Raw genomic sequence first — 13069 nt, forward strand, 5'->3', positions numbered from 1 at the left:
AACACCGGGGCGCAGGCAGGCCCGCGCCTCGCGCTCGACCGCCTTGACCTCCCTACAGCTGGTCCCCCCTGCTGGGTGGTTCCGGAGGATGCATCCCGCCACCGTCCTTGATGTCCTCTTCACAGGTGCGTCCGTCGTAGGACTGGTCATTGGGTATCAACAGCACTCCGGCAACTTGCTCAGGGTGCTCGACGGTGAACCAGTCGTCGCCCGTGAGGGAATCGTCGGCCGACCCGAACGCCCGGGACGAGTAAACCGTCTGACACCCCAACACCACGCGCTCCTTGTCGACCGCGCAGGCGTCCACTGCGGGGCCGGAGTACTCGTCGGCGCCCTCGAAGCGGAAGCGGAAGTAGACCTGGTCACCTCTGGAGGGCACTTGCGGGTTGGGCTCAAGGCGCCAGTCGACGACCTCGGCGGTGACGCCGAGAAGCTGCCCGTACGTGTTCTCGACCTGCACCCTCACACCGGCCTCACCGCGCTCCGCCGTCGTGTCGGTGCAGCTCCAGAGGAAGGAGCAGCCGGACAGGGAGAGGATCACCAAAGCCAACGGGGCACCGGCGAGTATCCGTGCGGATAACACTGAGATGACCTCCGGTCGGGGTGGGGCGGAGCAGTGTATCCCGGGGCCTGGCAGCCGCGGACACCGGCGACGAGCGCCTGCGACGGCGAAGCCGAAACGCAACTGAAGCAACCGCATTGGTCGTCTATCCCGCCGGGTGTTCCGGTCCAGCACCCACTCGACAGTTCTGGGACCAATCCCCCAACTTCATCACCCAACCGCCTTCATGTCCGACCTTTGCAGTACGGTCACACGAACCAGCCCGACCCCGAGGGCCGCCGCTCACCGAGCAGGCCCAGCCCTGTGTACACGAGGACGCACCATGCCTTACGAGCCCGGCACCGTCTGGCAGTACGAGGTCCCCACGACCAGCAGCACCCACCTGCCACCGGATTCCGGCTACGGCAAGGCTCTGACCAATCAGGGGTACGGCTTCGAGGTCGCCGTGGCCGACCTGATCGACAACTCGATCGATGCCGGCGCCGACAAGATCGTCGTGCACTTCCTGCGGGACGCCAAGCGCATCCTCACCCTGCTGGTCATCGACAACGGCAAGGGCATGGACGATCCCGGCCTGGACGCCGCCATGACGGTGGGACGGCGTCGCGACTACGGCGAGAGCGCCCTCGGCCTGTACGGCACGGGCCTGAAGGCCGCCTCACTGTCCCACGCGGCATCCCTGACCGTGGTCAGCCGAACCAAGCGCAGCCGGGCCGCAGGACGCCGTCTCACTGCTGAGGGCATCGAGGACGGCTTCCGCTGTGACACCGTCGATCCGCGCTACGCGCAGGAACTCGTCGACCGCTACGACGGCGTCATCGAGTGGCACGGCACGATCGTGCGCTGGGACCAGGTGCGGGCCTTCGAAACGGTGACCGCCGGCCAGAGCGACCACTACCTGTCCAAGGCGATCGCCCGCCTGGAAACGCACCTCGGGCTCTACCTGCACAGGTTTCTCCAGAACGGCCTCAAGCTCGACATCGCCGTGTGGGACGTCAGCAGTGGTGAAGGAGCACTCGGTGAGGAAGTCGACCACATCGCCGTCGAGGCGCTGGACCCCTTCGGTTACAAGGTCCCGGGGAAGCCGCGCTACCCCCGTACGTTCACGGCCCCCGTGGAGGGCCTGGGGGACGTCGAACTGACCGCGCACATCTGGCCCGCCAAGTCGAAGCAGGCCGGGTTCCGGCAGATCGGATCCCTCGCCGACCGTCAGGGCTTCTACTTCTACCGCAACGACCGCCTCGTCCAGGCCGGCGGCTGGAACGGTCTTCGCAACCCTGAAGGACACCTCGCTCTTGCCCGCGTGGCCGTCGACCTTCCGCCCCGTGAGAACAGCGTCCTGAGCCTCGACGTGAAGAAGGAGAACGTCACTGTCACGCCTGCCTTCACGCTCGGCGTCGAGAAAGCCGTGGACGCCTCCGGAAACACCTTCCACGGGTACCTCAGCGACGCCGAGGCCACCTACCGGGAGGGCGCGAAGCGCACGGAGATCGTCCGCAAGCCCGTGACGCTCCCGGGCAAGGGGATAGACCCGAAGGTCAAGCGGGTCGTCAAGGAGGAGCTGCCCGAGAAACCGGGGGAAGAGCCCATCTCGTTCACCTGGGTTTCGCTTCCCGGTGACAAGTTCTTCGACCTCGACCGTGAGAACAACACCGTCCTCCTCAACAAGGCTTTCCGCAGCGACTTCAACGACGGCCGTCGCGGCGGAAGCAACGACGCCCCCGTCACGAAGACCTTGTTGTACTTGCTGCTCGAGGACTGTTTCGGTCTCGGACGCTGGGAGCGTGGCCGCCAGGACCGAGTGGACTACTGGAACACCATCCTCCTGGCAGCGGCAGGTGCGCACCGCGACCGCCGGGCCCAGGCGACCGACTGATCCGGTACCGCTCTCACTCCTGGCCCGCTCCGACCCCTGACTGAGGACAAGAGATGACCGACACTTCCTCCGGTGTGCTCCTCGACATCCACACCTCCGCACTGGCGGGGATGGGCAGCATGCCACGTCACTTCGAACGCTGGGCAGCGCTTGCCGCGGACGATTCCTACCCGGACGCGGACCTGGGCGAGGAGCTGTTCCGCTCCCTCCTCGTCAGTGGTGACGACGCGTTGACCTCTCTGTGGGACCGCCACCTGACCGCCTGGGACTTCGCGGAGAACCCGCAATGGGGCGCGGACTCCTCGGCGCGCACCGACGAACGGCGTGCAGTGATCTACGAACGGCTCCGGTTCGGAAGTGAACTGTGCAAGGTCCTGGACGAGGCAGTACCCGTGGCGAAGATCCCCGGCGCGACAGTGATCACCCGAGAATTCACCCCGTGGTACACCCCTGAACGCGCGGCGGCCAGGTCCTTCTACTGGACGGCGTACGAGCGGAAGCTCCGCGACAAGGGCTGGCCCGAGACCGCCATCGCGAGCCTCGACCAGGCGAGCCGGGCAGTCGTCGAGCGCCTCGCCGACCCCGAACAGTCGGCGGCCCGCCAGGCGAAGGGCCTGGTCGTCGGCTACGTCCAGTCCGGCAAGACGGCGAACTTCACCGGCGTGGCCGCCAAGGCCATCGATGCCGGATACCGTCTCGTCATCGTCCTGGGAGGCACCCTCAACCTGCTGCGCGCCCAGACCCAGAGGCGCCTCGACATGGAGCTGATCGGCCAGGAGAACATCCTGCGGGGCGCGGATGTCACAGACATGGACTCCCTGGTGGGTGTGGACTACGTGGGTGACGACGAGGGCTGGCCGGAGTTCGTCCAGCACGGCGGCCGTCCCTCCACGCTCGGGGCGTTCGACATCGAGCGCCTGACCACACGCGACAACGACTACAAGAGCCTGGCCCAGGGCATCCGGGCCCTGGAGTTCGAGAAGCGAGCCCCCACCCTGCCGCTGCATGACTCGGCGAACCTTCACCACACCGCAGCGCGGATCCTCGTGGTGAAGAAGAACAAGGCCGTCCTCACGAAGCTCGTCAAGGACCTCAAGCAGATCCACGGGATCCTGGGGGAGCTGCCGACCCTCATCATCGACGACGAGTCCGACCAGGCCTCCGTGAACACCTCGGACCCGAAGAAGTGGGAACGGGGAAGCACCGAGCGCACGGCCATCAACGGCTTGATATCCAAGCTCCTGGGACTGCTCCCGCGAGCCCAGTACATCGGCTACACCGCAACACCCTTCGCCAATGTCTTCATCGATCCCGGTGACGAGGAGGACATCTTCCCGCGCGACTTCCTGATCTCCCTCCCTCGTCCCACCGGTTACATGGGTGTTCAGGACTTCCACGACCTGGACGGCGTCGAGGGCGGTGAGGGCGGGGCCGAGCAGAGGCATGTCCGTGGGATCCACGACTCCACGGGCGACCGCCTTCAGGAAGCCTTGGACGCCTTCGTCCTCACAGGCGCTCTGAAGTGCTACCGCGCCGCCCACGGCGTCTCCTCCGACTCGTTCCGGCACCACACGATGCTCGTGCACGAATCGGTCCGCATGGCCGAGCACACCGCTCTCGCCCTACGCATCAACACCATGTGGCACAACGCCGCACACACGCACCCGGAGGGTCACGCACGCCTGGCCCGCCTCTTCGAGAAGGACTTTCGCCCCCACGCGGACGAAGCCTCTCTGCCCACCCCCTCGACATACGACGAACTGAAGCCGTACCTCAAGGATGCACGCCACCTCATCAACCAGGGCGGCGGACCCGTCATCGTCGTCAACGGAGACAGCGAACGCGACTACGCCCAGCCCGACCTGGACTTCGATCGCACCCCGCACGTCTGGAAGATCCTGGTCGGCGGCACGAAGCTGTCCCGTGGCTTCACGGTCGAAGGCCTGACGATCACGTACTACCGTCGCACGACGCAGCAGGCCGACACCCTGATGCAGATGGGCCGATGGTTCGGCTTCCGGCGGGGGTACCGGGATCTTGTGCGGCTGTACATCGGCCGTGAGGAACAGCTCGGCAGGGGCCGCACCGCGAAGACGGTCGACCTGTACGAGGCCTTCGAGGCGATCTGCCGCGACGAAGAACTCTTCCGCGCCGAACTGGCCCGCTACGCCCCCTTGGTGAACGGTCGCCCCCAGGTCACCCCTGCCCAGATCCCGCCGCTGGTAGCCCAGCATCTGCCGTGGGTGAAGCCGTCGGCGCGGAACAAGATGTTCAATGCTCAGCTGGTGGAGGTGCGATCGCCAGGTGTCTGGGAGGAGCCCACGGCCTACCCCGAGGACCCTGACGCCATGCGTCACAACACGGAGTGCTGGGCACCGGTACTCGGGGCTCTGTCGCATGCTCCCGTCTCGCTCGGCGTGGACGGGGGTCCGCAGTACGACGCGCGGGTGGGCACGGTGTCGCACCAGGAGCTGCTCACGGTGCTGTGCGACCTGCGCTGGTCCGTCCCGGGGCAGTTCTCGCCCCATCTGGAGTTCCTGTTGGACGCCGGGCAGGAATCGGGCACGATCGACGACTGGTGCGTGATCGCTCCGATGCAGAGGTCCGCCCGTCGCAGCGAGGTGCGCATTCTGGGACACGGCCCCTTCTCCCTGGCTCACCGCAAGCGCCGCCGCGGGCCTCTGTTCGGCGCGATCCGCGATCCCAAGCATGTCGCGGCTGCGAAGCGCCTGGCCGGGGCCTCGCACCTGACCGGAAACACGACCGTCGAGCAGTACGTCCGTCCACGCCGAGGTGCACTGGTGCTCTATCCCGTGGTGGAATCCGAGCCCCGGATCCTGTCCGACGGGTCGGTCGATCCGCGTGATCTGATCATGGCCTTCGCCTTCGTCGCCCCACCGTCGACAGCGCAGGGTGACCGCGCCTTGGTGCGGTTCCGTGCGATCGACTCGACCAGGGCAGAATCAGTAATCATCGACCGTGTCGACATGGGTTCGTGAGGCTCTCGACGTTGAACAGCGTGACTCCTTCCTCCCCCGGTGTCTCGGCTCGCATGAGCAGGCAGGCGAGCAAGGACACGGGGGTCGAGCTGGCTGTACGACGGCTGCTGCACGCGGCCGGGCTGCGCTATCGGGTGGAGTACCCGGTGCCTGGCATGGCCCGGCGCCGGCTCGACGTGGCGTTCACCCGGGCGAAGGTCGCCGTCCTGATCGACGGGTGCTTCTGGCACGGGTGCCCGGTGCACGCGACGCAGCCGAAGGCCAACGCGGAGTGGTGGCGCAAGAAGCTGGACCGGAACATGGCCCGCGATCAGGAGACGACCGAGCACCTGGTCGCGCAGGGGTGGACAGTGCTGCGTTTCTGGGAGCACGAGGCCCCTGAGGAAGTGGCCGCGCGGGTGGCGGCCACTGTGGACCAGCAGCTCGCAGAGCGAACGAGGGGGAGAAAAGGATGAGTGGCCTGACCTTCGTGGACGTGTGTTCCGGGGCGGGCGGGCTCGCTCTCGGACTGGAGCAGGCGGGGTTCAAGCCGCGTATGTTGCTGGACGATGACGAACTCGCCGTCCGCACGCTGCGGGCCAATCGGCCGCACTGGAACGTGCTTCACACCGACCTGATCGACTTCGACCCGGCCGAGTACCCCGTGAGCCACGACGTGGATCTCCTGTCGGCGGGCCTGCCACGAGTGAAGTCGAGCGCGACCGTCGGACGCCCTGATTCGGACGCGGAGGAGCGGCTGTTGACGGCCACGATCTACCTCGTCCACGCGATCAGGCCCCGTGCGGTACTCATCGACAACGTTCCCGGGCTCGCGAACTCGGACGCCTACCAGCACTTCCGTGATTTCGCCCGAGCCGAACTCACCCACCTGGGCTACGAGTTCAGCTGGTTCGTCGTGAACGCAGTCGACTTCGGAGTTCCCCAGAACCGCAAGCAGGGCGTCCTGGTCGCCATCGAGCGACAGTGGGCGGCGGCGTTCCGGCAGCCGGCACCGACTGTGCGGCAGCCGGCTACGGTCGGTGCCGTTCTGGGGCCGTCCATGGCATCACGTGGTTGGCGGGACGCCGCCCGTTGGGCCGCACAAGCCGATCGACCGGCTCCGACCCTGGTCGGTGGCTCGAAGAACCGGGGCGGCGCGGACCTGGGGCCGACGGGAGCCAAGAACACCTGGGCGACCATAGGTGTCAACGGTCACACCGTGGGCGACGAGGTTCCCGACGCGGACTTCGTCTGGGATCCCGAACTCGGCAGGGAGCACATGGTGAAGATCACGGTTGGGCAGGCGGCACTGTTGCAAGGGTTTCCCGAGACATGGGAGATCACCGGGCGCAAGACCCCCCGCTACCGCCAGATAGGCCACGCGACACCTCCGCCCGTGGGGAAGGCGTTGGGGCAGGCTGTGGCCGCGGCGCTCGTTCGGGATCCATCGGTCCCCCCGGCCGGCTAGAATTCCGCCACATGACCAGCACGGCGTCCCACAAGCACATCCTCGACCAGCCCTTCGTCCTCGACCTCTTCGCAGGTCCCGGAGGGCTGGACGTCGCTGGCCACTCGCTCGACATCCCGAGCCTCGGCATCGAGTGGGACAAGAGCGCCTGCCTGACCCGGTACGCAGCCGGGCTGGACACCCTCCACGCCGACGTGAGCGCGGTACGCAGGGACGCCTTCGAGTCGCTGCCGCCGGAGATCAACGTGCTCGCCGGCGGCCCTCCGTGCCAGACGTACTCGGTGGCCGGGCACGGCGCCGGGCGCCAGGCTCTGGAGCGGGTCAGGGGGTACATCGAGCGGCTGATGGCGGGCGACTCCGACCAGAAGATCGACGAGGACCTGAAGACCCTCACCGATCCACGTACCGCGCTGGTCCTCGAACCTCTCCGCTACGCGATCCAAGCCACCCGGAGCCCGAACCGGGAGGGCCGCCCCTACGACGTGATCGTCTTGGAGCAGGTCCCCGCGGTGGCCCCGCTCTGGGAGCACTACGCCAAGGTCCTGGAGGAGACAGGGCTCCCCGACGGGACCCGGTACAAGGCGGTCGTCGGCGTCCTCGCCACCGAGACCTACGGAGTGCCACAGACACGATCCCGCGCGGTGCTGATCGCTCGGCGTGAAGGGCTCGGCAAGCCCTCGCTTCCCGCCCCGACCCACCGGGCCTACCAGGCGAAGGAATGGAACCGGAAAAACGGCACCGGCAAACCCGACCAGGCCACGGACCAGGTCCGTCAGCCGACCCTCTACGAGGACATCGACGCGTCGAAGACCGAAGCGGACCTTCGGCCCTGGAGGTCGATGCGTGATGCCCTCGCGAATCCGGTGGGCTCGCATCCGGGGCGATTCACCCCCTTCCTGGTCCGCTCGAACTACGGCAGTTCGGGGCACCCGGGGAGGCGTGGAGTGCGGACCGATCAGCAGCCCGCCACCACCGTCACAGGCCGCATCTCCCGTTTTGTCGTCTTCGAGCACCTTGACGAGAACATCGTCCACGAGGGCCCGCGGTTCAGCATGAACGAGGCGGGAATGTTGCAAAGCTTCCCGCCGGACTATCCGTGGCGCGGTACGGCGCAGGCCCAGCAGGTGGGCAACGCCGTACCGCCCCTTTTCGGTGCGCACCTGCTGAGCTCCGCGCTCGGCCTTCCCCGACCGGACCCGGAGAGCCTGCGCAAGCCGTGGCAGCCGGCCACCGAGGAACAGCGGGCCAAGCTGCGCGACAACGGCTGTGGGGATACCGACGCCTGCACCGACAGGTGCCCACAGCCCAAGGACCAGGTACCGCCCCCCTCATCCGTGCGCCCGCGCAAGGGCAAAAAGACCGCGGCGAAGTAGTGTGAGCGGGATGCCGGAGAGCTCTGTGACGGCCCTCACGGCACCGGGTCAGCCGCTCTCCCTGCCCCTGATCGGCGCCGTCTCGAACAGCTCCGCGAAGTAGCCGGTGAGCGCAGCCACCGACTCCTCCGGGACGGGGTCCTCGTCGGGCCCGGTCGGGAGTTCGTGCCGCTCGACCGGTTGCGCCGATTCGACTTCCGCGATCCAGTCCCGCAGGTGGATGGGATCGCGGGGCTCGTCCGGTGCGAGGACGTCGTAGGTCAGAGTCGCGCCGGCCGTGTTGATCGCGGTGCTGAGACCGTTGATCTCTCGCCCGGTGGTGACCTGCCCGTTTCGCAGGAGACGGACCAACGCCTGGGCGGTGGGTCGGTGGTCGATCAGCTCCATCCGGAGAACGGTGTGGATGAGGTCCTGGTTCCCGCAGGCGATCTCGACCGGCCCGTAGTCCGGCCCGTTACGGAAGAGCTCAGCCGCCCACCACAGTCGGGAGAAGCACTGACGGTCGGCGGGGCCGCTGAAGCGCTGCGCGGCGACACGCGGTTCCGGCTGCTTCGTAGTCGCCTCCGGCAGGTGTCGCCAGACGATGTAGTCGGGAGCCACCGCCAGGGCGATGTGGTTCCACAGGCGCTTGTCCGCCGCTTCCCGGCGTGTCAGGCGCAGCGTGGCATGGAGCCGTGGCGCGAGCCACGCGTCCGCTCGGGTGCGGTCCTCCCGGAACTCGAACATGGCGTCTTCCACCAGGCTTCGGATCGGTTCGACCCACCATCTGGCGTCGTCCTCGGGAAGCGGCTCAACGACCTTGGCCAGATCGATGCCGCCGTGGACCTGTTCGCCCCTGAGGAGTTCTTCGGTGAGGAACGGATCGACAGCCGAGGTGTCGAGCAGGGCCAGGCGTTCCGGCACGTGGTTCGGTTGGGTGATCACGTCTCACTCTCGCGGTTCTTCTGTTCGAGACTGCGAATGGCATAGGCGAGGGCCTTGCCGGCGTCGGCGCGTCTGACCGCCGCGTAGTGGATACGCGTCTGCAGTTCCACCCAGCCGGAGTCGCCGGTACGTCGGCGATGGACCCGTCGCAGTGCCTCCTCGACGTGGACGCCGGGGATCACGTCCGGGAGCATCTCCCGCAGCACCTCGCCCTGCCAGTCGGTCGGGAAGACCGGTCCGCCGCCGGGTTCGACCTCCAGATCGCCGATGGCGCCGTGGAACACCGCGGTCCAGGCGTCGGTGGCCATCTGGGCGACCAGGAGGTCACGCACCTTGCTCTCCACGCCCGAGCTGTTGCTGTCCAGCAGCCCCATGACACCCTCGACGTCGGTGTTCACGAGCACGGTGGGGACTCTGGCCGAGGTGTCCACTATCCAGGGCGCGTCGGCGTAGGCGTGGAGCCATTCCCGGGAGCTTCTCTTGAACGACGCTTGTCGGACTTCGAGTTGGAGGTCGCGGACCGGTTCGTCGGACACCGCGTCGATGATCCAGTTCCGGTCGGTCTCGGCGATCGACCGTCCGCGCACCCCGTCCACCGTTCCGACGGCATGCACGGCGAGGGAGGCCCGCCCCCGGTGATCGTCACGGAGCACCTCCAACGACCCGGACCAGTCGTGGCCGCCCTCCGCATCAAGCGTGAGGTTCGCGGAGGTACGGATGTTGGTCTCGCCGTCCGTCAGTACAGCGAGGACGCACAGCTCGGACCAGGGCACGTCCGGCGCGTTCACCCCGGGCGGCAACGTCGCCGAGAGGCCGATCGTGGCGCTCACCCAGTCCGTGTGGCCTGCGATTCCGAGGGCCACGGCCTGCTGCTGGGTCGAGTAGGCGCTGGTCTCCAACAGGTCGCGGGTGCCGTCGGAGAGTTTGAGGGAGACCGAGGTCACCCTGAGCGTGATCGGCCGGCTGAGTCGCTTGTACGGGTAGATCTTCACGCGTCACTCCCCTTGCCGGCACGCAGTTCGAGGACGAGGCGGGTGAGCGTGGTCCTGACCGGGTGGCTGGTGGCGTCGGTGGTCCCTCGGAACTTCGCGCGTCGTGCGCCGGGGGTAAAGCGCAGGATCCCGTCCTCCACTTCGCAGCCCTCGACGCCTACGAGTTCTGCCCAGTCCAGCCTCGGGCGTCCTCCAGAGCGCACCTCCAATTGGGCCACCGGCACCATCGGGGCGATCTCGTCGCCACGCGGGATGGTCACTTCAGCGGTGATCTGCCACTCTCCGCCTTCGCCGACGGTTGCGTCGAGTGCGTCCAGTGCCGGGACCGCCGGCCCTGTGGGCACCTTGGCCTTGGTCCTCTTCTTCACGGTCAACGCCTTGCGCAGGGCTTCCCCCCCCTCGCGGCTGCTTCGCTTCGGCCGTGCGACAAGTTCCCTCACCGCGTTGTTGGCCTCGCTGGTCAGTGCGTTGATCCGCCGGTACGCGGACGGCGACCAGCGCAGGGTCAGCTCCTCCGTCTGTCCCCAACGGTCGTGCTCGGGCGGTTCCGCCGCACGCAGGAACTCCTCGGCTTCCTTCGCGAAGGGCGCCGTCTCCCCGGCCGCCTCACCCACCAGCAGAACAGCCTGGAAGGGGTTGGTGCCGATCGGCAGCCTCGGGACCGAGGCCCTCTTGACGGTCATGCGGTTGCCGCGGAGCGAGTGCAGCGAGTTCTTCGCGCCGTCCGCGTCCTTCTCGGACTCGGTGACGAGCAGGACTGCCTGGTGCGTACCGAGCGTCCCCCGGGTGCCGCCGGAGAGCGGCAGCTTCAGTGGGACGCTCCGCACCGCGACCTGTCCGGCCTCGGTGAGGCGATCCACCGTGGTGCCCTCGTAGTGCGCCCTGAGGGCTCGGGTCCGGGAGGGCTGCTCGACGGACGGGTCGACCTGCTGCTCCTTCACGACCTCCTTGCCGTTCCGGAAGGCACGGACAGAGACCTCCAGGAGGGGCAGCCGGCTGCCCCCTCCGGTCATCGCGGCCCAGAAGTCGCGGCCCAGTGCCTCGACCAGGCGCTTGTGCATCCTGGTGATGTCCCGCGTGTCCTCGTCGTCCTTCTCGTCGCCCGCGGACCCGTCGTCGGCATCGGACGAGTTCTCCGCGAGGCCTCCCACGTCGTGCGCGCCGACGATGAGGAACGACGTACCGGGTTCGTCGTTCTCCCGGGCCAGGTACAGGCTCTCCACAGTGTCCTCGTCCGCCCACCAGGAACGGGCGACCATGGCTCCGGGCGAGTCGGGGTCGGGGCGTCCGAACCAGGCGGGGCCCGCGTACGTCTCGCCATCGACCTCGCGCCAGGGCAGTTCGAGACGACCGATGACCCGCCGCTCGGTGCGCCCCTCGTGCGGCACGGAGAGGGTGGAGTTGATGAGCACGAGGCCGAGTGCGCTGGTGGCCCACAGCGTCGCCTTGCCCAGGCCGTACGAACCGCCCGCGCTGTGCCCGGACTTGAGGCTCTCCAGTTGGCGTCTGACGACGGCGGCGAACTTGCCGTCCGCGTAGTCGTCGCCGGTGAGCCCGGAGGCGTTGTAGTCGTCGACACGCAGTAGGACCAGGCGGCCCTTCTCGTACATGTCGCGCACCCCGGCGTCCACGACCCGGCCGACCTTCTGGCCGCCCGCGCTTTCGGAGACGGCGGAGTAATGGGGGAACAGGTCGTTCCACAGGATCGCCTCGCGGAAGGCGTCGAGCGCCTCCCCGGTCAGCTCGTGCAGGGTGTAGCGGACCTTGACCGGCCGTCCGTTCTCTGTGAGCCGCTCGTCGAGGCTGTTCTGGCAGGTCTCCCGAGCGAGCACCTGCACGTCGGCGTCGAAGGCGAAGGCGGCGGCGTTGCCCAGGTCACGGCCGCCGTCGGGGTAGCCGGGGCGGTGGTACCAGGTGACCGGGAGGCCGGCCTGTGTGTCGGTGGTACGGGTGTGCACCGTGCCGAGGTCCGTACCGAGGACCCTGGCGATGTCCGTCATGACGGTCGGACGGGGGGTCGATCGCCCGGCGATCCACGCGGAGACGGCGGCTCGGGTCAGCCGCAGCTCCTTGGCCAGTTCGGCCTGCGTCTTCCCCGCGAGCTTGAGCTGCCGGGCCAGCCATGGCCCGAACTCCTCACCTGTCTCCACGCGCCACCTGCTCTTCCTCGTGTCGTACGAGGGAGGCTAATTTGACGATCACGATCATGTCAACCAAAAGTTAACCGAGCAAGGGGCCACGACAGGTCCAGCCGGTCAGCCCGAATCGTCCAGTTCACCCTCTTCACCCCTGCGTGCCCGCTCTGCACAAACGGAATTCGTCAACTTCTTTCACGTGGGCAGACGTTGGGGCTTGCCGACTTCACAAAACCCCGATACGTTCGCCACGTTGGAAAAGCCAACTCGCCTGCGAACCGGTTTGCCCGGGGGCCGCGCGACTGGCCAGCAGTGTGCCCACATGCGTTCAACGAGCGTACGGGGAAACGTTTTTGGAAAGCTCTGGCGGCCGGGGGGATCCAGCCACTACAGTGATCAGTCAGCGTGAATCCCACAGCAGGAACCATTCGCTTCATGGGGGCGTTACCCGACTGCTCTCCCGTGCGAATTAAAGGACATCAATCGACAGGGGCGGGGACTCAATGAGCGAGGACGACTGTTTTCCATTACTGCTCTCCCAGCGGGAGCGCAGCGCGCTTGAGCTGAATACTCAGCGAGTGGTGAGCAAGGTCGAAGTTGCGGACTTCTCGAACCGCCATGACCTGTCCGAGGGAGATTTCCTCTCGGGATTCCTCGACCTGGACAAGGCGGTTCCGGTGCTGCCGGAAGAAAGCCCTCCTGCCGCCTGACCCTGCGCATTCCACCCGCATGACCTGCACACTCGTCCATCGGAGAGACGC

Annotated in this window: 10 protein-coding genes; 6 read left to right on the forward strand and 4 right to left on the reverse strand. The window is 67.5% G+C overall.

Annotated features, from left to right (window positions below; all coding sequences use genetic code 11):
• Positions 1–52: 52 nt before the first annotated feature.
• On the reverse strand, positions 53–583 hold the full coding sequence (locus ACWEQO_RS26430) for a hypothetical protein (protein WP_452985488.1): 531 nt from the start codon (positions 581–583) through the stop codon (positions 53–55).
• Between the two features lie 301 nt (positions 584–884).
• On the opposite strand from ACWEQO_RS26430, the gene ACWEQO_RS26435 reads away from it, so the two are divergent.
• The 5 genes from ACWEQO_RS26435 to ACWEQO_RS26455 are packed head-to-tail and all read left to right on the forward strand — an operon-like array spanning position 885 to position 8257.
• Positions 885–2438, forward strand: a complete 1554-nt coding sequence (locus ACWEQO_RS26435) for an ATP-binding protein (RefSeq protein WP_452985489.1) — start codon at positions 885–887, stop codon at positions 2436–2438.
• A gap of 53 nt (positions 2439–2491) precedes the next feature.
• Positions 2492–5437 carry a Z1 domain-containing protein gene (locus ACWEQO_RS26440; protein WP_452985490.1) on the forward strand — a complete coding sequence of 982 codons (2946 nt, stop codon included), beginning with the start codon at positions 2492–2494 and terminating at the stop codon, positions 5435–5437.
• A gap of 53 nt (positions 5438–5490) precedes the next feature.
• A complete protein-coding gene (locus tag ACWEQO_RS26445) occupies positions 5491–5892 on the forward strand; it encodes a very short patch repair endonuclease (RefSeq protein WP_452985491.1) in 402 nt (133 codons plus the stop codon).
• A complete protein-coding gene (locus ACWEQO_RS26450) occupies positions 5889–6884 on the forward strand; it encodes a DNA cytosine methyltransferase (RefSeq protein ID WP_452985492.1) in 996 nt (331 codons plus the stop codon). Before ACWEQO_RS26445 ends, ACWEQO_RS26450 begins: the two co-directional genes overlap by 4 nt.
• An 11-nt stretch (positions 6885–6895) precedes the next feature.
• Positions 6896–8257, forward strand: a complete 1362-nt coding sequence (locus tag ACWEQO_RS26455; protein WP_452985493.1) for a DNA cytosine methyltransferase — start codon at positions 6896–6898, stop codon at positions 8255–8257.
• Between the two features lie 48 nt (positions 8258–8305).
• Here ACWEQO_RS26455 and ACWEQO_RS26460 read toward each other — a convergent pair whose 3' ends face one another.
• Genes ACWEQO_RS26460 through ACWEQO_RS26470 form a run of 3 tightly spaced genes read right to left on the reverse strand, consistent with a single transcriptional unit; the run spans position 8306 to position 12323 of the window.
• Positions 8306–9181, reverse strand: a complete 876-nt coding sequence (locus ACWEQO_RS26460; protein ID WP_452985494.1) for a DUF6339 family protein — start codon at positions 9179–9181, stop codon at positions 8306–8308.
• Entirely contained in the window at positions 9178–10173 is a 996-nt protein-coding gene (locus ACWEQO_RS26465; RefSeq protein ID WP_452985495.1) for a hypothetical protein, read from the reverse strand. The genes ACWEQO_RS26460 and ACWEQO_RS26465 overlap by 4 nt, the downstream gene beginning before the upstream one ends.
• Complete coding sequence (locus tag ACWEQO_RS26470) at positions 10170–12323, reverse strand: helix-turn-helix domain-containing protein (RefSeq protein ID WP_452985496.1); 2154 nt, start codon at positions 12321–12323, stop codon at positions 10170–10172. The genes ACWEQO_RS26465 and ACWEQO_RS26470 overlap by 4 nt, the downstream gene beginning before the upstream one ends.
• A gap of 488 nt (positions 12324–12811) precedes the next feature.
• Here ACWEQO_RS26470 and ACWEQO_RS26475 point away from each other — a divergent pair, with 488 nt between their 5' ends.
• Entirely contained in the window at positions 12812–13018 is a 207-nt protein-coding gene (locus tag ACWEQO_RS26475) for a hypothetical protein (RefSeq protein ID WP_452985497.1), read from the forward strand.
• Positions 13019–13069 lie beyond the last annotated feature (51 nt).

Source organism: Streptomyces sp. NPDC004051 (assembly GCF_053604275.1).

Bases quoted from the DNA above. Each gene is read 5' to 3' on its own strand.
- ACWEQO_RS26455 (WP_452985493.1), top strand. From the start codon at position 6,896: ATGACCAGCACGGCGTCCCACAAGCACATCCTCGACCAGCCCTTCGTC.
- ACWEQO_RS26435 (WP_452985489.1), top strand. From the start codon at position 885: ATGCCTTACGAGCCCGGCACCGTCTGGCAGTACGAGGTCCCCACGACC.
- ACWEQO_RS26475 (WP_452985497.1), top strand. From the start codon at position 12,812: ATGAGCGAGGACGACTGTTTTCCATTACTGCTCTCCCAGCGGGAGCGC.
- ACWEQO_RS26440 (WP_452985490.1), top strand. From the start codon at position 2,492: ATGACCGACACTTCCTCCGGTGTGCTCCTCGACATCCACACCTCCGCA.
- ACWEQO_RS26450 (WP_452985492.1), top strand. From the start codon at position 5,889: ATGAGTGGCCTGACCTTCGTGGACGTGTGTTCCGGGGCGGGCGGGCTC.
- ACWEQO_RS26445 (WP_452985491.1), top strand. From the start codon at position 5,491: ATGAGCAGGCAGGCGAGCAAGGACACGGGGGTCGAGCTGGCTGTACGA.